General features: G+C 63.9%; 24 protein-coding genes. 2 read left to right on the top strand and 22 right to left on the bottom strand.

Annotated elements, in window-relative coordinates; translation table 11 throughout:
* Nucleotides 1-11 precede the first annotated feature (11 nt).
* The 22 genes from C1878_RS02455 to rplB form a co-directional block, all read right to left on the bottom strand.
* On the bottom strand, nt 12-1,376 hold the full coding sequence (locus C1878_RS02455) for an MFS transporter (protein WP_114600138.1): 1,365 nt from the start codon (nt 1,374-1,376) through the stop codon (nt 12-14).
* A 337-nt stretch (nt 1,377-1,713) separates the two neighbouring features.
* Nucleotides 1,714-2,082, bottom strand: coding sequence for an oxidoreductase (locus C1878_RS02460; protein ID WP_241963580.1), 369 nt, complete (start codon nt 2,080-2,082; stop codon nt 1,714-1,716).
* Nucleotides 2,083-2,098: 16 nt separating this feature from the next.
* Complete coding sequence (locus C1878_RS02465) at nt 2,099-4,480, bottom strand: molybdopterin-dependent oxidoreductase (RefSeq protein ID WP_114600140.1); 2,382 nt, start codon at nt 4,478-4,480, stop codon at nt 2,099-2,101.
* Nucleotides 4,481-4,809: 329 nt separating this feature from the next.
* Nucleotides 4,810-6,300, bottom strand: coding sequence for a response regulator transcription factor (locus C1878_RS02470; RefSeq protein WP_158539670.1), 1,491 nt, complete (start codon nt 6,298-6,300; stop codon nt 4,810-4,812).
* A 268-nt stretch (nt 6,301-6,568) separates the two neighbouring features.
* Nucleotides 6,569-7,849, bottom strand: coding sequence for a preprotein translocase subunit SecY (gene secY / locus C1878_RS02475; RefSeq protein ID WP_114600142.1), 1,281 nt, complete (start codon nt 7,847-7,849; stop codon nt 6,569-6,571).
* A complete protein-coding gene (rplO, locus tag C1878_RS02480; RefSeq protein WP_114600143.1) occupies nt 7,843-8,292 on the bottom strand; it encodes a 50S ribosomal protein L15 in 450 nt (149 codons plus the stop codon). Before rplO ends, secY begins: the two co-directional genes overlap by 7 nt.
* 185 nt (nt 8,293-8,477) lie before the next feature.
* A complete protein-coding gene (rpmD, locus tag C1878_RS02485) occupies nt 8,478-8,669 on the bottom strand; it encodes a 50S ribosomal protein L30 (RefSeq protein WP_114600144.1) in 192 nt (63 codons plus the stop codon).
* Nucleotides 8,669-9,196: a 30S ribosomal protein S5 gene (rpsE, locus tag C1878_RS02490; protein WP_080142451.1), complete on the bottom strand. Its 528-nt coding sequence runs from the start codon at nt 9,194-9,196 to the stop codon at nt 8,669-8,671. The genes rpmD and rpsE overlap by 1 nt, the downstream gene beginning before the upstream one ends.
* A 15-nt stretch (nt 9,197-9,211) precedes the next feature.
* Nucleotides 9,212-9,580: a 50S ribosomal protein L18 gene (rplR, locus tag C1878_RS02495; protein WP_114600145.1), complete on the bottom strand. Its 369-nt coding sequence runs from the start codon at nt 9,578-9,580 to the stop codon at nt 9,212-9,214.
* A gap of 40 nt (nt 9,581-9,620) precedes the next feature.
* The gene (gene rplF, locus C1878_RS02500; RefSeq protein ID WP_114600146.1) at nt 9,621-10,163 is read right to left on the bottom strand and encodes a 50S ribosomal protein L6; all 543 of its coding nucleotides are present in this window, start codon (nt 10,161-10,163) and stop codon (nt 9,621-9,623) included.
* Nucleotides 10,164-10,182: 19 nt separating this feature from the next.
* The gene (gene rpsH / locus C1878_RS02505) at nt 10,183-10,581 is read right to left on the bottom strand and encodes a 30S ribosomal protein S8 (RefSeq protein WP_114600147.1); all 399 of its coding nucleotides are present in this window, start codon (nt 10,579-10,581) and stop codon (nt 10,183-10,185) included.
* A gap of 111 nt (nt 10,582-10,692) precedes the next feature.
* A complete protein-coding gene (locus tag C1878_RS02510; RefSeq protein WP_041239446.1) occupies nt 10,693-10,878 on the bottom strand; it encodes a type Z 30S ribosomal protein S14 in 186 nt (61 codons plus the stop codon).
* A 71-nt stretch (nt 10,879-10,949) separates the two neighbouring features.
* Nucleotides 10,950-11,498, bottom strand: coding sequence for a 50S ribosomal protein L5 (gene rplE, locus C1878_RS02515; protein WP_114600148.1), 549 nt, complete (start codon nt 11,496-11,498; stop codon nt 10,950-10,952).
* A 162-nt stretch (nt 11,499-11,660) separates the two neighbouring features.
* Complete coding sequence (gene rplX / locus C1878_RS02520; RefSeq protein WP_199519284.1) at nt 11,661-11,975, bottom strand: 50S ribosomal protein L24; 315 nt, start codon at nt 11,973-11,975, stop codon at nt 11,661-11,663.
* 25 nt (nt 11,976-12,000) lie between these two features.
* The gene (rplN, locus tag C1878_RS02525) at nt 12,001-12,369 is read right to left on the bottom strand and encodes a 50S ribosomal protein L14 (RefSeq protein ID WP_015539828.1); all 369 of its coding nucleotides are present in this window, start codon (nt 12,367-12,369) and stop codon (nt 12,001-12,003) included.
* 48 nt (nt 12,370-12,417) lie between these two features.
* The gene (rpsQ, locus tag C1878_RS02530; protein WP_114600150.1) at nt 12,418-12,678 is read right to left on the bottom strand and encodes a 30S ribosomal protein S17; all 261 of its coding nucleotides are present in this window, start codon (nt 12,676-12,678) and stop codon (nt 12,418-12,420) included.
* Between the two features lie 25 nt (nt 12,679-12,703).
* The gene (rpmC, locus tag C1878_RS02535; RefSeq protein WP_015539830.1) at nt 12,704-12,898 is read right to left on the bottom strand and encodes a 50S ribosomal protein L29; all 195 of its coding nucleotides are present in this window, start codon (nt 12,896-12,898) and stop codon (nt 12,704-12,706) included.
* A complete protein-coding gene (gene rplP, locus C1878_RS02540; RefSeq protein ID WP_114600151.1) occupies nt 12,899-13,321 on the bottom strand; it encodes a 50S ribosomal protein L16 in 423 nt (140 codons plus the stop codon).
* Nucleotides 13,322-14,035 carry a 30S ribosomal protein S3 gene (gene rpsC, locus C1878_RS02545; protein WP_114600152.1) on the bottom strand — a complete coding sequence of 238 codons (714 nt, stop codon included), beginning with the start codon at nt 14,033-14,035 and terminating at the stop codon, nt 13,322-13,324.
* 5 nt (nt 14,036-14,040) lie between these two features.
* On the bottom strand, nt 14,041-14,382 hold the full coding sequence (gene rplV, locus C1878_RS02550; protein WP_015539833.1) for a 50S ribosomal protein L22: 342 nt from the start codon (nt 14,380-14,382) through the stop codon (nt 14,041-14,043).
* Nucleotides 14,383-14,397: 15 nt separating this feature from the next.
* A complete protein-coding gene (rpsS, locus tag C1878_RS02555; protein ID WP_041239448.1) occupies nt 14,398-14,670 on the bottom strand; it encodes a 30S ribosomal protein S19 in 273 nt (90 codons plus the stop codon).
* Nucleotides 14,671-14,691: 21 nt separating this feature from the next.
* The gene (gene rplB / locus C1878_RS02560) at nt 14,692-15,522 is read right to left on the bottom strand and encodes a 50S ribosomal protein L2 (RefSeq protein ID WP_114600153.1); all 831 of its coding nucleotides are present in this window, start codon (nt 15,520-15,522) and stop codon (nt 14,692-14,694) included.
* A 321-nt stretch (nt 15,523-15,843) separates the two neighbouring features.
* Here rplB and C1878_RS02565 point away from each other — a divergent pair, with 321 nt between their 5' ends.
* Both C1878_RS02565 and C1878_RS02570 read left to right on the top strand, forming a co-directional pair.
* Complete coding sequence (locus C1878_RS02565) at nt 15,844-17,337, top strand: LuxR family transcriptional regulator (RefSeq protein ID WP_114600154.1); 1,494 nt, start codon at nt 15,844-15,846, stop codon at nt 17,335-17,337.
* A gap of 155 nt (nt 17,338-17,492) precedes the next feature.
* Nucleotides 17,493-19,178 (top strand): FAD-dependent oxidoreductase, encoded by a 1,686-nt coding sequence (locus C1878_RS02570; RefSeq protein ID WP_114600155.1) that lies wholly within the window; start codon nt 17,493-17,495, stop codon nt 19,176-19,178.
* The last annotated feature ends 398 nt before the right edge of the window (nt 19,179-19,576 follow it).

Consider the following 19,576-nt stretch of genomic DNA (forward strand, 5'->3'; position numbering starts at 1 on the left):
GCGGCCCTCCCCTACGCCTTGCTCGCAACGGCGCCGTCCGGTGCGGACGCCGGGGAAGGCACGCGATCCGATGCGGGCTCGGGGTCGACGGCGACGCCGGCCTCGACGAGGTTCAACCGATCCTCCTCGGCGCGCAGCGCCACGACCTTGCGGTCGTCCTTGACGAGGACCAGCACGCAGAACGCCGCCACGAGGGCCAAGGGAGCGCACACGTACTGGGCGTTGGCGAACCAGCCGATGCTCGCCACGCTCATGGAGGCCACGACCGCCGCCACCTGCGCAAGGCCCGTGACGAACGCCATGGTGCCCAGCGCCATGTCGCACTTGAACGAGTTCGTGCAGAACACCGGCACGATGCCCCTGGTGTACGTGGGCACGAACGAGGCGCACAGGCCCATGATGACGCAGAAGGCCCACGAGCTGGCAGCGTCGGTCCCCGGTGTGAAGGCCAGGAAGAAGAAGATCGCGCCCACCACGACGTAAGCGACCACCAACGTCCACTTGCGGATGGGGAAGCGGCCGGAGATCACGCCCGCGAAGATGCCCACGGGTATGGTGATGATGGCGAGCCAGTTGGGAAGCATGGACGAGTCGAACACCGACATGCCCTTCACTTCCTGCAAGAACGTCGGGTACATGCCGTTGATGTTGACGAGGTACAGATAGCACCAGAACATGAACACGATGCACACGGCCAGCGCGGAGCCGAAGAACTGCTTGCCGTGCTTGACCACGACGTCGGCGTTGCCGTCGACGATCTCGTTCTCGTTGACCTTCGGCATCTTCACCAAAACGATCAGCAGGATGAGCGCGAGCACGCCGAGCGCGAGGGACACGTACCAGACGCCGCGCCAGTCGCCCGTCGCGTCGAAGATCATCGGAGCGAGGAAGAAGGCGATGATCGTGCCGCAGGGAATCCACTGCGACCAAACGCCAACGGCGATGCCCATCTGCTTGCGCGGGAACAACCGAGGAAGGATGTTGGGACCGCAAACGCAGATAAGACCGTAGGCGACGCCCTCGACGGCACGACCGAACAGGAACATTCCGGAGCCGCTCGACAGCGCGCTGACGGCCGTTCCCAGCACCATGATCGCGCACGAGGCGACGACCATGGCCTTGACGCCCACCTTGCGCATGATGAGCGCGCCGGGATACGCCATGACGAGCGCGCAGATGGAGTAGAACGTCATGATGAGGCCCAGGCCGCCTGCGTCCAAACCGAGGTCGGCGCCGATGTAGCTGAGCGTCGGCGAGGCTTTGAACAGGTTGCACGAGGCTGTGAAGCCGAACAAGAACAGCGCCGCGAACGTCATCCACCGTTCCCTGTTGGTGGTCTGACGGTCGAGGACGCCGAATTGAGCTATTGAAGCCATAAACACCCCTTTTACCCTATGTGATTATCAAGAGAAGAAGCCCCGACGGGCCCGCAACGGCGAAGGCGGGTTTCGGTTCGCTCGGAGCGAGGGGATCGGCCGTTTCGGCCGCAGTCGACTCGCCACCTGCACGCCGTTCGGCGGGCATACGGGCGCCTCTTTGAAAACATCCCCTTTGGCATACAGCAGATGCCGATGCATGTCCTATCATGAACGGCATCCTTTGTCTCGCATCCTCACCAAGACGCGAAGCAAAGGGCTTGACGGCGAGGAGGCCGAGTTAAGGTTCGCGAGACCCTCGGCCTCCTCGCTTTTCCGCAATTCGATGCGCGCCGCGCTACTTCTCCGCCAGTGTGAACACCGTCTGGTACTCGTGGTCGGCCTTCTTGAGCATCTCGTCAAGCGGACCGAACTCCAGGCATTGGGCCTGGCAGTGCTGCACGCAGGTCGGGACCTTGCCCAGACCGCGGCGCTCCGCGCAGGTGTCGCACATCTTCGTGGGGGCGGCCAGGTACCCGAACTGCCAGGTGTCGCCCTCGATGGGCCAGTGGCCCATGTCGTGGATGAGGATTCCGCTCTGCCCCACGGGCATGCCGTGCTCCATCTGGCAGGCGATCTCGCAGGAGTGGCAGCCGGTGCACCAGTCGTAGTTGACCAGCAGTCCGAAGCTCGCTTCGACCGGGTTTATCATATCGGCAGTAGACATCTCGTTCGACCTCCTTCTATTTGTTCTTCGTCGCGGCGACGGCCTCGGCAACCCGGTCGGTCAGCGCCTGGCCGACGTAGTTGTCCCTCTGGAACGGGCCGTTGGTGTCGTCCTCCGGCGTGACCTTGTACAGCTTGACGAGCGTGGTCTTGTAGTTCGACCCGAAGCCGGACTTGCCGGGAATGCCGGGCAGCAGGTTGTTGACGTTGAGGTCGTGGGAGTCGTAGAGCTTCTCCGGGTCGCCCTCGGGATGCCACCACGCGTGGTCGCAGGCGATGACGCGCGGATCTTGGTACAGGTTCGTCACCTCGACCTTGGACTTGCAGCGGCCGTAGATGTTCTCGACCCACACCCAGTCGCCGTCCACCAGGCCGTACTTCTCGGCCGTCTCGGCGTTCAGGTACACGTTGCACTCCTTCTTCAGGTCGCGCATGCGCTGCACCTGGCGATGCTCGGAGTGGAACAGGCTCCAAGGACGGGCGCCGGTGGTCAGCACCAACGGGTACTCGTCGAGCAGCTCGGGCGTCGAACCCGGGCCGGGAACGGGCTCTTCGAAGTACGGCAGCGGGTCCATGCCGGCGTTGTTGTAGAACGTCGACCACAGCTCGATGCGGCCCGTGGGCGTGTTGAAGCCCGGCTGCCCGTCGCCGCGCAAAAGGCCGGTCTCGTAGCGCCGATAGCTGAACGGCAGGTACACGGGGTGCTTCTCGCGCAGCTCCTTGAACGTGAACGGCGTCTGGGCCGTCAGCATGGCGCTGAACATGTCGTCGACGTTGTCCCACGGCCACGCCTCGGGGTTGAAGCGCTTGCCCACCATGAGGTTGATCTCCATGTCGGACTTGCACTCGCCCACCTGGCACACCTTGTTGATGACCTCGCCACGCTGGCAGCCGTCGCCCACGCGGATGCCGTCGCGCTCGGTGAACGTTGCGGCCGGCAGCACGAGGTCGGACGTCGCCATGATGGTGGGCGTCATGAACAGGTCGACGCTCACGTTGAAGTCGCAGTTCATCAGGCCGATGTACTGCTCGGTGGGGTCGGCGCCCATGCAGGACAGCACGTTGTTCTGCTGCAGCCAGGTCGCGTGGATCTTGTAGGGCTTGCCGGTGGCCATGGCATGGCGCAGCTCGTCGGGCTGGGCGATCTGGAAGCCGAAGTTGAGCAGCGGGTACTTGTCTAAGCCGATGCGCTTCTTCCACGTTTCCTCCGGGCACAGCTCGCGGCCCCAGCCGCCGGCGTAGTTGAGGATCTCGGGCGGGGCGATGATGCCGCCGGGCACGTCCACGTTGCCGGTGATCTGGAAGCAGGCGGCGATGGCCTGGGAAGCGGGCAGCGCCTCCTTGGTCATGTCGACCGCCACGCCCCACTGCATGGTGCAGGGCTTGCTCTCGGCCAGGATGTGGGCCGCAGCGCGGATCTTCTCCTCGGGAATCCAAGTGACTTCGGCGATGCGCTCGGGGGTGTACTCCTGCACGCGCTCGGCGAGCTCGTCGAAGCCGTACGTCCAGCGATCGACGAAGTCGTGGTCGTACAGGTCCTCGTTGATGATGATGTTCAGGAAGCCGAGCGCCAACGCGGCGTCGGTGCCGGGGCGGATGGCAAGGTGCAGCTTGGAGTGGGTCGACATCCACGTGACCTTCGGGTCGATGACCACCAGCTCCATGCCGCGCTTCATGAGGTCGATGACCCAGTGGCCGTAGAAGCCGTCCGAGTTGGCGCGCAGCGGGTAGTTGCCCCACACGAACATGGTCTCGGGAACCTGGTACTGGGGGTTGTCGTAGCGGTCGGCGAACTCCTGCGAGCAGTCGGCCACCCAGAACGACCCGGCCGTGGCCGCGAAGCCGGCCACGCGGGGCAGGTAGCACGCGCAGCCGGACAGGAACAGCACGTAGTTCGGGCTGCCGAACGACCAGCACAGGCGCGTGATGTAGGCGGCGATGTCGCGGCCCGTGCCCTGGCCGAACACCACGGCCTCGGCGCCGTACTTCTCCTTGATATCCATGAACTTGTCAACGACCAAGTCCACGGCCTCTTCCCAAGAGATGCGCTCCCACTTGTCCTTGCCGCGGTCCTTCGGATCGCGCTTCATGGGGTAGAGCAGACGGTCCTTGTGGTACACGACCTCGGGAACGTCCAAGCACCTCACGCACAAACGGCCGCCGTTGTACGGGTTCTCCGGGTCGCCCTCGCATTTGACCAGCTTGCCGTCCTTGTCGGTGTACAACAGAACGCCGCAACCGTCATGGCATCCCGGACCCGACCATGCGCTGCCGCGCGTCACGGTCAGATCCCCCTCTTGGTACCTCCATGGTTTCTCGTGGTCGACGAACTGATAGTCGCCGACCAGCTGCGTGGACACGCCGCTGTTGTTGTACCCCTCTATGCCGTGATCTGCCATGTAAGTCACTCCTCTCGTACCTCGCCTTTGCCTTCCAAGCCGTTCGCTTCACCCGAACGCCTGGCTCGAAACGCCCTTTGCATTTCGCTGCGGCAAACGTAAACCCGCTGGGAAAATCCGAACATCGGCTCGAGGGTTGACTGGGCGATGAAAACGCGATGACGCATATCAGCCCGACCGGCTGATGTTTTGACCTGGCAATATACAAAAGAATGCAAAAAAACCGATTGCCAGAGCACTTCGAGCAATCGGTTTCACGACGGCGAAACCTGTCGACTATTCGGCCAAGGGCCGCTTCGATGGAGCGAGAGGTCCAAACGATCCGGCAATCACCCCTTGGACTCTTGGGAAGCCCCCTTCTTGAGATCCTCCGCCCTTTGCTCGACCATGCTGATGAGTTCTTGCTGGGAATGGATGTCCATCTTGTTGTAGATATGGTATACGTGGCTTTTCACCGTGTGCGCCGATATGTAGAGGGCGCTGCAGATGTAAGCCGAGTCGCGGCCCTTCGCGCAGAGCGCGAACACCTCTCGCTCGCGCGACGAAAGGCCGAACGCGTCGCACAAATCCTCGCAGCTGCGCCGCCACACCCCGACGGAATCGACGGCGGCCGCGTCCTTGCCCGCCTTTCCCGATCCCCACTGCCCCCAGTACGAGCAAACCATGACGAGCACCGTCAGCACCACTATCAGCACGAGCGGCAGCGCCTGCGCGACGAGTTGGTTCTCAAGCAGGCTGGTTGCGGCGAGCGAGGCGGCGGCGAGCGCCCATCCGGCAAAAACGCCGAACGCGTTGCCGAAGCGCCCCAAAACGAAGTATCGCGTGAACGAGACGTCCTGAGCCGAAATGGTCGAGAGCAAGTGAGACAACCCCAGCATGTCGTAACTGGTGAACCCCAGCATAAGCAGCACGCAGCTCGCGTATCGCACCTCGGCTGGAAGCACGTTCGCCAAGGCGAAGGGGGCAAGGCCCACAACCGCAACGCCCAGCAGGATCAGCTGCATCAAATCGACCTTGACGCGACGATGAAACCACATGCCGTAGAACATCACCACGATGCCCGCCAGGAAAACGCCGAACCATACGTACATCGAAGACATGTCGCCGCTGCTCGAGTACAAACCCGTCAGCAACGCGAACGAGAAGGCCATGCTGTAGAAGAACATCTGAACCAGCGACACGAAGAACGACCGACGCGACGGAGAATCGCCCTCGAACACGCGGCTCTTCGATTCCGGCGCATCGATGTCGTCGAGCTCGTCGGTCGCACTCGGAACGCGCTTCCTCACTTGGACGAACGAGAACGACGCCACCGGTAGCAGCGCCATCGTCACCGCTGCCCCAACCGACGATATCGGCATCTGCGAAGCGAACACCGCCACCAGGCAGCTGACGAACAACATGACGAACATGACGACGGACGTGTTCTCTTGCCCCTCCCTGAACATCAGATGCGACACGCGAACCAAGATGAAGGCGGCGCCGAAGCCGGCAAGGAACCAAAGAACCAGCAGCAGCGCCAAGGGCAGCGGTCCCGCAAGCGCGTTGACGAGCGCGCCGAGGCCGGCAAGCGGTGTCAGCACGAACGGCAGCATCCGGCTGAAAACGCGGTCGAACAGCGAGCGCCTGCCCGCGCGAACGACGACGAACCATATGAAAAACGCCGTTGCGGAGCCGAGAAACGCCGCCCCTTTCGCATAAAGGGACTCCCAACCCGAACCCAGCAGCAGCGGGCTCCAATACAGAAGGAAAATCCATGCCCAGTACAACGCCGACGACATGACTATCCGCAGAGTCTGCGGTTTGATGGCTGAAGCCACGCTCTCCCCCTCGCTTTTCATCCCCAACGTCGTCGCGATTGCCGCACCCCCGGCATTGAATGCCGCGCGCAATTCGCAACCGATCAACCGCTCGCGCTCGTGCGATCGCGCCTCGTTCGTTTGCATGGGCCCCTGAGCGCCCGATGAATCCTTTTGCCTCTGACCTTACCACACTGCCGCAGTGGGGAAAAGCAACGCTTATGAAAACGAAAAGCCTTCCGCAAGGAAGGCTTTTCGTTTTATCGATCGATCGTACAGCACTCGAAACCTACTTGAAGAACCCGTCGTAATTGTGCATCTTCAGTTGGCTCTCCACCTTGCTCATGGTGTCGAGGGCCACGCCGATCATGATGAGGATCGAAGTGCCGCCAAACGCCTGGATGAGCGTGTTGCCGGTGAAGAAGAAGACGATGGACGGGATGACCGCGATGGCGGCGATGAAGATGCCGCCGGGCAGCGTCACGCGATGCAGCACGTTCTTGATGTAGGTGACCGTGGCCGTGCCCGGGCGCACGCCGGGGATGAAGCCGCCCTGCTTGCGCAGGTTGTCGGCCGTCTCCTCCGGATTGAACACCATGGAGGTGTAGAAGTACGCGAAGAACACGATCAGCAGCACCGTGAGGATCCAGTTGATCCAGCCCGTGGACATGGCGTTGGCCACGTTCGTGAGCCAATCGATGTTGAACAGGGCCGCGATCTGCGCCGGGAAGTATATCAGGCAGCTGGCGAAGATGATGGGGATGACGCCTGCGGCGTTCACCTTCAACGGGATGTAGGTGGACTGGCCGCCCATCATCTTGCGACCCTGAACCCGCTTCGCGTAGTTCACGGGAATGCGGCGCTGCGCGCGCTCCACGAAGATGATCGCGGGAATGCACGCGACGACCACGATGACGATGAGCGCCGTGATGGCGATGCCCATGCCGAGGTCGGCCGTCAGGTTCACCGACGAGAAGATGGCGCTCGGCACGCGCGACACGATGCTCACGAAGATGATGAGCGACATGCCGTTGCCGATGCCGCGCTGCGTGATGAGCTCGCCCATCCACATGATGAACGCAGTGCCCGCCACGAGCGTGAACACAACGATGACGTCCGTCAAGAGCTCGGGGACGGCCGTGCTGAACACGACGCCGTAGGCCGGCGACTTGAACAGGAACAGGTAGCCCACCGCGTTGATGAGGCCCAAGCCCAGCGTGAGGTAACGCGTCACCTGCGTGATCTTCTTGCGGCCCGCGTCGCCCTCCTTCGCCCAGCGGCCCACGGCGGGGATGACGCCCTGCATGAGCTGCATGATGATGGAGGCCGTGATGTAAGGCATGATGCCCAGCGAGAACACGGAGAAGTTCGACAGCGCGCCGCCCGTGAACAGGTCGAGCATCGTCATGGACACGCCCGAGTCCTGGAACGAATTCGCGAACTCGTTGAACGGGATGCCGGGCACCGGCACGTACGCGCCGAAGCGGTACAGCGCGAGAATAGCTAGCGTGAAGAGGATCTTCTTACGCAGCTCCGGTACCTTGAACGCATCGATGATCGAGCTTAGCAAGGCTCTTCGACCTTTCCTCCAGCTGCTTCGATCTTGGTTTTGGCCGAAGCAGAAACCTTGTCGACCTTGACCGTGAGCGCCTTGGTCAGGTCGCCGTCGCCGAGCACCTTAACGAGCGCGTCGGCGTGCTTGATGATGCCCTTGGCCTTGAGGCTCTCGCCATCGACCACGTCGCCGGCCTCGAACTTCTCGTCGAGACGGCTCACATTGACGGGCAGGTACTCCACATGGTTGATGTTCTTGAAGCCGGGGAGCTTCGGCAGACGACGCGCAAGCGGGGTCTGGCCGCCCTCGAAGCCGGCGCCCTTGCCGCCGCCAGCGCGGGACTTCTGGCCGTTCATGCCGCGGCCGGACGTCTTGCCCGTGCCCGCGCCGTTGCCGCGTCCCACGCGCTTGCGGGAATGCGTCGAACCCTCGGCCGGCTTGAGATCCTTCAATTCCATGGTGTGACTCCTTCTCAGTCGCAAACGGGCCCTCGGCCCGCGCTGGCAGCTCGCCGCCAGCTAACTTCCTTAGGCGCCCCGCCTCTACGCGGCGGAAACGCGATCACGCCGCATAGGCGGCGATGATTCTCAGTCGAGTATGATAACACGCGCCGCCCGAAGGCGGCGCATATATCTTGACTATTTTACAGCTCTTCGACTTGCACGAGATGCTTGACCTTGAAGATCATGCCCCGCACACAGTCGTTGTCCACCTGGTCGACCGAACGGCCGATCTTGCCCAGGCCGAGCGCGCGCAGCGTCTGGCCCTGGTCGGCCTTGCAGCCGACGGAGCTCTTCACCTGGGTAACGCGCAGCGTCTTCTTCGCGTCTGCCATTACTCCTTCTCCTTCCAGCCGTAGATCTGCGCGACGGACATGTCGCGGCGCGCAGCCACCTGCTCGGGGCTTTCCATGTTCTTGAGCCCCTCGGCGGCGGCCTTCACGATGTTCATGGCGTTGTTCGTGCCAAGCGATTTCGTGAGCACGTCGGTCACGCCGGCGAGCTCCATGATGGCGCGCACCGGGCCGCCGGCGATAACGCCGGTACCGGGCGTGGCCGGCTTGATGAGCACGCGGCCGGCGCCGAAGATGCCCATGATCTCATGCGGCAGCGTCTTCTCGGGCGTCAGCGGCACGGTGAACATGTTCTTCTTCGCGTCCTCGGTGCCCTTCTTGATGGCGATGGGCACCTCCTGGGACTTGCCCATGCCCACGCCGACGCGGCCGTTGCCGTCGCCGACGACCACGAGCGCGGTGAGCGCGAAGCGGCGGCCGCCCTTGACGACCTTGGACACGCGGTTGATGTAGACGACGCGCTCCTGGAGCTCGGGAACCCCGGCGTCGTTTTGCTGTTTACGAGCCATAAGCTATAACCCCTTCTAGAATTTCAGGCCGGCTTCGCGAGCCGCATCGGCCAGAGCCTGCACGCGCCCGTGATACAGATGACCGCCACGGTCGAACACGACCTCCGTGACGCCGTTTTCCTGCGCCTTCTTGCCCACGATCTCGCCGAGGGCGGCAGCGCCCTCGACCGTCGCGCCCTTCTTGCCCGTGGCCTTGAAGTCGGCGCCGAGCGTGGACACGCCGCAGATGGTCTTGCGGGCGACGTCGTCGACGAGCTGAACGTACATGTTGCTGTTGCTGCGCGTAACGCACAGGCGCGGGCGAGCCGCCGTGCCGGACACCTTGCCGCGCACGCGACGGTGGCGACGAGCCAACCCGGCTTGTTTTTTCTGAAGCTTGTTCATGATTATCCCTTCGATCTCAAACCGTGTAGAGGCTCATACGTTAGTCGCTCTTGGCGGCCTTACCCAGCTTGCGGCGGACGTGCTCGCCCTCGTAGCGGATGCCCTTGCCCTTGTAGGGTTCCGGCTTGCGCCACTTGCGGATGTTCGCCGCCACCTGGCCGACCTGCTCTTTGCTGGGGCCGGAAACGATGATCTCGGTTTGGCTCGGGACCTCGAACGTAATGTTCTCCGGTGCCTGCACGAGCACGGGGTGCGAGAAGCCGAGCTGCATCTCCAGGTCCTTGCCCTTGAGCGCGGCACGGTAGCCGACGCCCACGAGCTGGAGCTTCTTGGAGAAGCCGTTCGAAGTGCCCTCGACCATGTTCGCGATGAGCGTGCGGACGAGGCCGTGATAAGCCTTGGCCTCGCGGCTGTCGTCCGGGCGCTCGACGATGACGTCGTCGCCCTCGCGCTTGATGATCATGATCTCGGGGAAGCTGCGGGTGAGCTCGCCCTTCGGGCCCTTGACCGTCACGGTGTTGCCGTCGATGGTCACATCGACGCCGGCAGGAACGGTGATGGGCTGTTTGCCGATACGAGACATATCTACCTACCTCCCTTTCCTACCACACGTACGCGATGACCTCGCCGCCAACGCCCTTTTTGCGGGCGTCGCGGTCGGTCATCACGCCGAGGCTCGTCGAAATGATTGCGGTGCCCAAGCCACCGAGCACGCGGGGCAGCTCGTCCTTGCCGGCGTAGATACGCAGGCCGGGCTTCGAGATGCGCTTGATGCCGCGGATGGTCTTGGCCTTCTTGTCGCCGTACTTCAGCACGATCTCGAGCGTCGCGCGGGGCTCGCCCTCGACGACGTCGTAGCGCTGGATGTAGCCCTCTTCCTGCATGATGCGGGCTATCTCGACAAGCTTCTTGCTCGACGGCATGGAAACCGTCGGCTTGCCGGCAGAATGAGCGTTACGCACGCGCGTAAGCATGTCTGCGATGGGGTCGGTCATGGTCATGGTTCTGTTCTCCTTTGGTCCGTGATGAGCCGCACGCACGGTTCGTCGGCGCCCATAACGCCTCCGCCTGATACGCGGGCACACCCTTGAACGTGACTTGAGTCTGGCGGCTTACCACGAAGACTTGGTCACGCCGGGCAGTTCGCCTTTGTTGGCCAGTTCGCGCAGGCACACGCGGCACAGGCCGAACTTGCGGTAGTAAGCGCGGGGGCGTCCGCAACGCGTGCAGCGGTTGTGCTGGCGCGTCGAGAACTTGGGCTCGCGCTTCGCCTTGGCGATCATCGATTTCTTAGCCATGCAATTCCTTCTTTCCTATCCTCGACCCGCGCGCGAGCGCGGGTGCAAGTGCAATCCTGGCGGTCGAGCGGTTACTTGTCCTTGAAGGGGAAGCCCAAGGCGCTCAGCAGCGCGAAGGCGTCCTCGTTGTTGTCCGCGGTCGTGACGACCGTGATGTCCATGCCGCGCGTGCGGTCGATCTTGTCGTAGTCGATCTCCGGGAAGATCAGCTGCTCGGTGACGCCCATGGTGTAGTTGCCGCGGCCGTCGAAGCTCTTCGGCGAGATGCCGCGGAAGTCGCGCACGCGGGGCAGCGCCGTGGCCAGCAGGCGGTCCAGGAACTCCCACATGCGGTCGCCGCGCAGCGTGACCTTGCAGCCGATGGCCTGGCCCTCGCGCAGGTGGAAGCCGGCGATGGACTTCTTGGCGCGCGTGATGCAGGGCTGCTGGCCCGTGATGACGCGCAGATCGGCTATGGCGGCGTCGAGCAGCTTCGAGTCGGAGGCGGCAGCGCCCACGCCCATGTTCACGACGATCTTCTCGAGGCGCGGGACCTCGTTGATGTTCTTGATGCCGAGTTCCTGCTCGAGCTTCGGCACGATCTCGGTTTTGTACTGTTCCTTCAAGCGAGGAGCGGTCATTTCGGTTCCTTTCGATGAATTAAACGCAGGATTTCCGACCCTGCGTCCCTCGCCGCCGAAGCGGCAGGGGTCATTGTACTTCATCCGACGCCATAGGTTGCTGAAAAGTCAGCAGGAACGGCTACGGCGTCGGCCCGTTCCGTCGATCGGAGATCGGCGGAACTACTTGTCGATGTCCTTGCCGCACTTCTTGCAGACGCGGATCTTCTTGCCGTTCTCGTCGCGCTTCTTGCCCGTACGCGTGGGCTGCTTGCACTCGGGGCAGATGACCATGACGTTGGACACGTGGATCGGCGCCTCGATCGTGGAGATGCCGCCCTGCGGGTTTTGCTGCGTGGGGCGCATGGCCTTCTTGATCATGTTGACCTTCTCCACCACCACGCGCTCCTTCTGCGGAAGCGCGCGCAGCACGACGCCCTCCTTGCCCTTGTCCTTGCCGGACAGGACCTTGACCTTGTCGCCCTTTTTGATGTTCATACTGTTCATATTACGCACACCTCCCCTACAGCGTTTCCGGTGCCAGAGACACGATCTTCATATACTTCTTGTCGCGCAGCTCGCGTGCGACGGGCCCGAAGATGCGGGTGCCGCGCGGCGCGCCGTCGTTGTTGATGAGCACAGCGGCGTTCTGGTCGAACTTGATGTAGCTGCCGTCGGGGCGACGCACTTCCTTCTTCACGCGCACGACGACGCAGCGCACGACTTCGCCCTTTTTGACGTTGCCGTTGGGCGCCGCTTCCTTCACGCTGCAGATGATCACGTCACCGAGGCCCGCGTAACGGCGCTTGGAGCCGCCCAGGACCTTGATGCACTGCACCTTGCGAGCGCCGGAGTTGTCGGCCACTGCGAGCATGGTTTGCATCTGAATCATTGCTGTAACCTAACTTTCCTCTTACGAGCATGCATGCGAACACGCAGGCTATTTGGCCTTTTCCACGATCTCGATCAGACGCCAGCGCTTCATTTTTGACAGCGGGCGGCATTCCATGATGCGCACCGTGTCGCCGACGCCGGCCTCGTTCTTCTCGTCGTGGGCGTGGAACTTCTTCGTGACGGTCATCATCTTGCCGTACACGGGGTGCGGCTTGCGCTCCTTGACCTGCACGACGCACGTCTTGTCGTTGACGGCGCTCACCACGGTGCCCTGGCGGACCTTGCGGGAGTTACGATCTTCACTCATGTATATAACCTTCCTTATCCGCGCTCTAGGCGTTCAGCTCGCGGGCACGCATCTCGGTCTGGATGCGAGCGATGTCCTTTTTGACCTGACCCACGCGGGCGGTGTTGTCGAGCTGGCTCGTGGCCATCTGGAAGCGCAGATTGAAAAGCTCCGCGCGAGCTTCTTTGAGTTTCGCCTGCAAATCGTCGGCAGAAAGCTCACGGATCTCTGCTGCTTTCATTTACTCCTGCCCTTCCGTTTCCTTGGAAACAATCTTGCACTTGATGGGCAACTTGTTAACGGCGAGACGGAGCGCCTCCCTGGCGGTCTCCTCGTCGACGCCGTCGATCTCGAACATGATGCGGCCGGGCTTGACGACGGCGACCCATGCCTCGGGGTTGCCCTTGCCGGAACCCATGCGGGTTTCGGCCGGCTTCTGCGTGATGGGCTTGTCGGGGAAGATCGTGATCCACACCTTGCCACCGCGCTTCATGTGGCGGGTCATGGCGATACGAGCGGCCTCGATCTGGCGGTTCGTGATCCAATGGGCTTCGAGCGCCTGGATGCCCCACGTGCCGTGGTTCAGCCGGGTGCCGCCCTTTGCCTGGCCCTTCATGGAGCCACGCTGCACCTTGCGGTGCTTGACGCGCTTAGGTACGAGCATTTACTTCGCCCCCCTCTCGTTGCGGTCGTTGCGACGGGAACGGTTCGGACGGGAGCTGCCCTCGAGCGCCGGCTGCGGAGCCTTCTGGCCGGGGAGCATCTCGCCGTGGTACACCCACACCTGCACGCCGATGGAGCCCATCGTCGTGGCGGCGGTGCAGAAACCGTAGTCGATCTTCGCGCGCAGCGTATGCAGCGGCACGCGGCCTTCGCGATACCACTCGCGACGGCTCATCTCCGCGCCGCCCAGGCGGCCGGAGCACTGGATGCGGATGCCCTTGGCACCGCTCTTGCGGGCGGACTGGACCGCCTTGCGCATGGCGCGGCGGAAGGCCACGCGGCCCTCGAGCTGCTCGGCCACGGACTGCGCGATGAGCGCGGCATCGAGTTCGGGGCGCTTGACCTCGACGACTTCGATGGACACCGGGCCGCTGGCAACCTTCTCCAGCTTTTTGCGCAGCGAGTCGATCTCGGCGCCCTTCTTGCCGATCACGACGCCCGGGCGGGCCGTGGTGATGATGACCTTGATCTTGTCGCCGGCGCGCTCGATCTCAACCTTGGAGACGGCGGCGCGGGCGAGGTACTTGTCCAAGAACTTCCTGATGGCCAAGTCGTTTTCCAGGTTCTTGGCGTAGTCCTTGTCGGAGTACCAACGGCTGCGCCAATCTTCGGTGATGCCAAGGCGGAACCCGGTGGGGCTAACTTTCTGACCCATACGGCTTATGCCTCCTCTCGCGGTGCAACGATGATCGTGATGTGGCTCGTGCGCTTGCGGATGCGCGACGCGGAGCCCTTGGCGCGCGGACGGATGCGCTTCAGCGTGGGGCCCTCGTCGACGAAGGCCGTCTTCACGATGAGCGATTCCGGACGCACGTGGTGCTGGTGCTCGGCGTTGGCCACGGCGGAGTTCAGCGTCTTCTCGACGGCTTCCGCCACACCGCGGTTCGTGAACGCGAGGATCTCGCGGGCCTGGATAACGGACTTGCCGCGGACCAGGTCTACTACGATGCGCGCCTTGCGGGGCGAAACGCGGACATAGCGTGCTACAGCTTTAGCTTCCATTGTTTTCACCCCTTCTTATCGCTTGCCCTTGTCGGCGGAGTGACCCTTGAACGTGCGGGTCGGGGCGAATTCGCCCAGTTTGTGGCCGACCATGGATTCGGTAACGTAGACCGGCACGTGCTTGCGGCCATCGTGCACGGCGATGGTGTGGCCCACCATCTCCGGGAAGATGGTGCTCGAGCGAGACCAGGTCTTGACGACGTTCTTCTCGCCCGCCGCATTCATCTTCTCGATGCGATCAAGAAGGCGCGGTTCGACGAAAGGACCTTTTTTCAAACTTCTACTCACTATTACTCCTTAGAGCTCGCGCTACTTCTTGCGACGGCGGATGATCAAGCGGCTCGACGCCTTCTTCTTGTTGCGGGTGCGATGGCCCTTCGTGGGAACGCCCCACGGGGTGACCGGGTGACGACCGGCGGACTTGTTCTTGCCCTCGCCGCCGCCGTGCGGGTGGTCGACCGGGTTCATGACGGTGCCGCGGACGCTGGGGCGGATGCCCTTCCAGCGGTTGCGGCCGGCCTTGCCGATCTTGATGTTGGCGTGCTCGGCGTTGCCGACCTCGCCCACCGTGGCGCGGCAGGTGATGAGCACGCGGCGCATCTCGGAGGACGGCATGCGCAGGATGGCGTAGTCGCCTTCCTTGCCCATGAGCTGGATGCTCGTGCCGGCGGAACGCGCGATAGCGGCGCCCTTGCCCGGCTGGAGCTCCACGGCGTGCACGAGCGTGCCGACGGGGATGTTGGCCAGCGGAAGCGCGTTGCCCGGCTTGATGTCGGCCTCGACGCCGCTCATGACGGTGTCGCCCACGCGCAGGCCCTTCGGATGCAGGATGTAGCGCTTTTCGCCGTCGACGTAGTGCAGAAGGGCGATGCGGGCGCTGCGGTTCGGGTCGTACTCGATGGTAGCGACCTTCGCGGGCACGCCGTCCTTCTGGCGTTTGAAGTCGATGATGCGGTAGCGGCGCTTGTTGCCGCCACCCTGATGGCGCGTCGTGATGCGGCCGTTGTTGTTACGGCCCGCCTTGTTCGACAGCGGCGCAAGCAGGGACTTCTCCGGCTTCGACGTCGTGATCTCGGCAAAATCCGAGACGGTTTGGAAACGTCGGCCGGGGCTCGTCGGCTTGTACTGTTTGACTCCCATTACTGTCCTTTCTTCGGACCTTTGCTCGCACGCCTCTCCGTACCCCAAAGATCCCTTGTCGCTTCGTGGGCTCCGATTGCCGCTGCGCCCTGGGGAGGCTTGGCACACGCGACTCCGGTTTACCACGCGTCCGGGTGTATCTATCAAAGACCAGACGCAACCGAGAATTATAAACCCCTCGGGGTCATGGATCAAGAGTGGATTTGCGCACACAACTTGAGCACAAGTTCGAGGGGCGGACAGGAGGCCTTGCGGAAACCATAGGCGCGGCAGAGGAACAAGGTTGCTGGTATAATCCCCCGCCAAGGGAGGGAATTTCATATGAAACTGCTGGATCGGGTTCGCGGCACGGCCGGCATCAGGATCATCGTGGGGTCGGCGTTTTTCTGGGCATGGCTCGACGCGCTGTTCATGAGCGCGTTCTTCGTGCGGCCGGAGAGCTTCGGGCTCATGTCGGAGCTGGCCGCGGCCGCCGTGTTCGGGCTGAGCGCGCCGGGGTTCGTATGGGCGCTGAGGAGGCCGACCGCGGTCAACCGCCTGCTCGCCGGCAAGCGCCTGCCGCTGGCCGCGGCGGCGCTCGGCACCGCGGGATCGCTGCTGTTCCTGTTGGCGGGCCTCAACCTGGGATGGGCTCCCCTCGTGGCGGGCGGCGTGTGCGGCGGCGCGTTCATGGCCGTGTTCCAAATGGCCTGGGGCGCCGCGTACTGCCACGACGGCGCGCGCAGCGCCACGCCCTACGTGGCGGGCGGGTTCGCATGCGCCGTCGTCATCGACGCGCCGCTTCTGTTCATGATACCCGAGGCGTCGGCCGTGTTCTTCGCGCTGCTGCCGCTGGCCTCCGGGGCGCTTCTCGTCTCGCTCGAGCCCGGCTTGCGCACCTACGCGCAGCCCCGGGACGACGCCCCGCGCGCGACCAAGGGCGTGCGCGCGCACCTGAAGACCCACCTGGGCGCCACCATGACGCTTCTGTGCGCCGTGATGCTGGTCATGGGCGGCTTCGGCTACATGCAGCACCTCGTGTCGTTCTCGTCGTTCGCCGGCAACGAGGCGAGCGGCATCCTGGTGCAGGTGGTGCGCGGCGTTGCGGCGGTGCTCATGTTCGCCCTCGTCGTGGTGGCGGCGCGGCGCGCGAGCGCCGTGTACCGGGTGGGCCTTCTGGCCATGATCGCCGGGTTCATGATGATGCCCTTCCTGTACGGCAGCGACCTGTTCTGGATTTCGGGCGCCATCATCATCAGCGGCTACACCGCGTTCGACCTGCTGATCTGGGTGGCGTTCTCTCAAATCGCCCACGCGCAGTCGCGCGAGCCCCTGAAGACCATCGCCCTCATGCGCCTGCTGAGCGTGCTGTGCACCGTGGCGGGCTTCGTCGCGGGCATCGCGCTCGTGGGCAGCGGAGACTTGGAGGGCGGGTTCGTGGCCGCGGAGACGACGGCGGTGGGCTACCTCGTGGTCATCGCCACCGTGCTCCTGCTGAGCAGCGAGGACATATGGACGCTGTTCGGCCGAGTGCCCTTGGCGACGGAGGGCGACCCGCGCGGCCAGCAGGAGCTGCTCGACGAGCGCTTCGAGGCGTTCGGCCTGACGGCCCGCGAGCGCGAGATAGCCGCGCTGCTGGCGTACGGGCGCACGCAGCCATGGATCGCGGAGCGCCTGAGGATATCGGAGAACACGGTGGGCACGCACGTGCGCCACATCTACCAGAAGGCCGAGGTGCACGACCGCCAGCAGTTCATCGACGCCGTGTTTCCCCCGGCAGGACGCATGTCACCCGATTCGCGTGATGACGGCGACGCCGTCACGGAAGTCGCCTGATTTCCGAAAATACGGTCTTTCGCGCGTTGCGCCCCTTTCCCTGCCGCCCGCATGATGGAACCGTGCGGGCACGAGCCCCGCGCGTCCCGTGCGGCGCGTTCGGCAATGCGCGGCCCACGGGGGACCTGAGGGTACCAAGGGAAGGGGATATCGTCATGGATATCAATCGCAGGAGCTTTTTGAAGGGCGCGTTCGCCACGGGCGCCGTGGCGGCGGCCGCGGTGGCGCTGCCGGGCTGCAGCCCGTCCAGCTCCAAGGAGCAGGCGCCCAGCGCGTCGGGCGAAGCGGCGACCGGCAAGCACACGTGGGAGGTGGCGCCCGCCGCCATCGCCGACGTGGCCGAAACGCAGGACTTCGACGTGGTCGTCGTGGGCGCGGGCCTCGCGGGCATCAACGCCGCCGAAGCCGCAGCCCGCAACGGCGCGAAGACGGTGGTCATCGAGCGCAACACCACGTTCTCCGTGCGCGGCGTGGACGTGGGCCACATCGGCAGCAAGTTCCACAAGGAGAACGGCTTCGACCTCGACCCCCGCGTCGCAGCCCGCTTCCTGCACCAGGCGTCGCACCAGACCACGAACTACGACCTTATCTACGTGTGGGCGTCGCGCTCCGGCGAGGTGTTCGACTACATCGAGGACCTGGGCTCCAAGAACGGCGTGAGCATGGTGCCCGCGCTGTCCGGCACCGCCAAGTACGGCAACTGGGCCACGCTGCCCGACCAGTGGCGCGTCTACCCCGACGCCGTGTCGTTCGTGCGCGGCGGCGAGAAGTACGACGCCCGCGACGACGGCCAGCCCGTCAACGTGACGCTGGGCGAGCTCGTGTACAACTCGGCCGTGGACAACGGCGCCGAGTTCGTGTTCGAGGCGCGCGCCGAGCAGCTGGTGGGCGACGCGGCAAGCGGCGTCACCGGCGTCGTCGTCACCACGAAGGACGGCAAGCACGTGCAGTACAACGCCAAGAAAGGCGTGATCCTGGCCACGGGCGACATCGGCGGCAACCAGGAGATGGTCGACGCGTTCTGCCCCATCTCGAACCGCTCGGACTCCAACTGCTACGCGCCGGCCGGGTTCAACAACGGCGACGGCCTGCTCATGGGCATGTGGGCCGGCGCCGCCATGTCGAAGAGCGAAGCCGCTCCGATGATCCACCAGTTCACGCTGGACACGCTCGAGTTCAACCTGACCTCGTTCATCATGAGCTGGCTCGCCGTGAACGCCAACGGCGAGCGCTACGGCGCCGAGATGCCCTTCGAGCCCATGCTGACGAACGCCCGCATGAACACCCCGGGCAACGTGGCGTGGTCCGTCTTCGACGCGGACTACGAAACCTACCTCATGCAGCAGCAGCCCGAGCGCTTCGACCGCTTCATGGACGGCTTGGACGCCGTGATGGAGAAGTGGCTGGGCAACGGCAAGCTGGTGAAGGCCGACACGCTTGACGATCTGGCCAAGCAGATCGACGTGCCCGCCGACGCCCTCAAGGCCACCGTGGAGCGCTACAACAGCATGGCCGAAGCCGGCGAGGACGTCGACTTCAACGTGCCCGCGCAGTGGCTCGCGCCGGTGAAGACCCCGCCGTTCTACGCCACGAAGAACGTGTGCTCGACGCTCACCATCCCCTTCGGCCTGCACGTGAACGCCGATTCCCAGGTGCTCACCGCCGAGGACGAGCCTATTGGCGGCCTGTTCGCCATCGGCAACGTGCAGGGCGACTTCTTCGGCAAGGACTACCCGGTGCACTGCCCCGGCGTCAGCCATGGCCGCTGCGTGACGTTCGGCCAGCTGGTCGGCGAGGCGTGCGCCAAGGACACGACCATCGGCGAGCTCGACTTCGCTTAGGTTCGCTTCCCGGCCGGCGGGCGGATATGCGCTTGCGCGCACCCTCCCTCCCCTCCCAGCCCGCCGACAGGAATCCGCACTTCGCTGAAAGGGCCGCCTAGGCGGCCCTTTCGCATGGCGTCTGAAACCGCTTTCTCCCACCCGCTGGGCGAACAGGCAATTCCATCCTAGGAAATAACCTTCTTTTAATCCTCGACCCTGACCGAGCAGCAGGAGGTCAACGGTGGTTTGCCATGGACAGCCCTTTGCGCCGCCTCACTTGGAATCGACATCGAGATATCCCCCTAAGTTATCGGCGCCGCGTTGTGGGAAGCCTTGATTTTTGGTAAAATCCAGAGGTCTTGGCCATTCTTTGGCATTCATGCTGCAACGGTTGAAACCCCATCGCTTCGCACCGG

The sequence above is a fragment of the Gordonibacter sp. 28C genome, assembly GCF_003339845.1.
In the GTDB taxonomy this organism is placed as follows: Bacteria; Actinomycetota; Coriobacteriia; order Coriobacteriales; family Eggerthellaceae; genus Gordonibacter.

Excerpts from the sequence above, each read along its gene's own strand:
- rplX (WP_199519284.1), bottom strand. The coding sequence starts at position 11,975 with ATGAACATCAAAAAGGGCGACAAGGTCAAGGTCCTGTCCGGCAAGGAC.
- rplE (WP_114600148.1), bottom strand. The coding sequence starts at position 11,498 with ATGACCGCTCCTCGCTTGAAGGAACAGTACAAAACCGAGATCGTGCCG.
- C1878_RS02570 (WP_114600155.1), top strand. The coding sequence starts at position 17,493 with ATGGATATCAATCGCAGGAGCTTTTTGAAGGGCGCGTTCGCCACGGGC.
- rpsC (WP_114600152.1), bottom strand. The coding sequence starts at position 14,035 with ATGGGTCAGAAAGTTAGCCCCACCGGGTTCCGCCTTGGCATCACCGAA.
- C1878_RS02455 (WP_114600138.1), bottom strand. The coding sequence starts at position 1,376 with ATGGCTTCAATAGCTCAATTCGGCGTCCTCGACCGTCAGACCACCAAC.
- rplV (WP_015539833.1), bottom strand. The coding sequence starts at position 14,382 with ATGGAAGCTAAAGCTGTAGCACGCTATGTCCGCGTTTCGCCCCGCAAG.
- rplP (WP_114600151.1), bottom strand. The coding sequence starts at position 13,321 with ATGCTCGTACCTAAGCGCGTCAAGCACCGCAAGGTGCAGCGTGGCTCC.
- rpmD (WP_114600144.1), bottom strand. The coding sequence starts at position 8,669 with ATGGCAGACGCGAAGAAGACGCTGCGCGTTACCCAGGTGAAGAGCTCC.
- rpsQ (WP_114600150.1), bottom strand. The coding sequence starts at position 12,678 with ATGAGTGAAGATCGTAACTCCCGCAAGGTCCGCCAGGGCACCGTGGTG.
- C1878_RS02465 (WP_114600140.1), bottom strand. The coding sequence starts at position 4,480 with ATGGCAGATCACGGCATAGAGGGGTACAACAACAGCGGCGTGTCCACG.
- rpmC (WP_015539830.1), bottom strand. The coding sequence starts at position 12,898 with ATGAAAGCAGCAGAGATCCGTGAGCTTTCTGCCGACGATTTGCAGGCG.
- C1878_RS02565 (WP_114600154.1), top strand. The coding sequence starts at position 15,844 with ATGAAACTGCTGGATCGGGTTCGCGGCACGGCCGGCATCAGGATCATC.
- rplN (WP_015539828.1), bottom strand. The coding sequence starts at position 12,369 with ATGATTCAGATGCAAACCATGCTCGCAGTGGCCGACAACTCCGGCGCT.
- rplB (WP_114600153.1), bottom strand. The coding sequence starts at position 15,522 with ATGGGAGTCAAACAGTACAAGCCGACGAGCCCCGGCCGACGTTTCCAA.
- rpsE (WP_080142451.1), bottom strand. The coding sequence starts at position 9,196 with ATGGCTCGTAAACAGCAAAACGACGCCGGGGTTCCCGAGCTCCAGGAG.
- rplO (WP_114600143.1), bottom strand. The coding sequence starts at position 8,292 with ATGGAATTGAAGGATCTCAAGCCGGCCGAGGGTTCGACGCATTCCCGC.
- C1878_RS02510 (WP_041239446.1), bottom strand. The coding sequence starts at position 10,878 with ATGGCTAAGAAATCGATGATCGCCAAGGCGAAGCGCGAGCCCAAGTTC.
- rpsH (WP_114600147.1), bottom strand. The coding sequence starts at position 10,581 with ATGACCATGACCGACCCCATCGCAGACATGCTTACGCGCGTGCGTAAC.
- rplF (WP_114600146.1), bottom strand. The coding sequence starts at position 10,163 with ATGTCTCGTATCGGCAAACAGCCCATCACCGTTCCTGCCGGCGTCGAT.
- rplR (WP_114600145.1), bottom strand. The coding sequence starts at position 9,580 with ATGAACAAGCTTCAGAAAAAACAAGCCGGGTTGGCTCGTCGCCACCGT.
- C1878_RS02460 (WP_241963580.1), bottom strand. The coding sequence starts at position 2,082 with ATGTCTACTGCCGATATGATAAACCCGGTCGAAGCGAGCTTCGGACTG.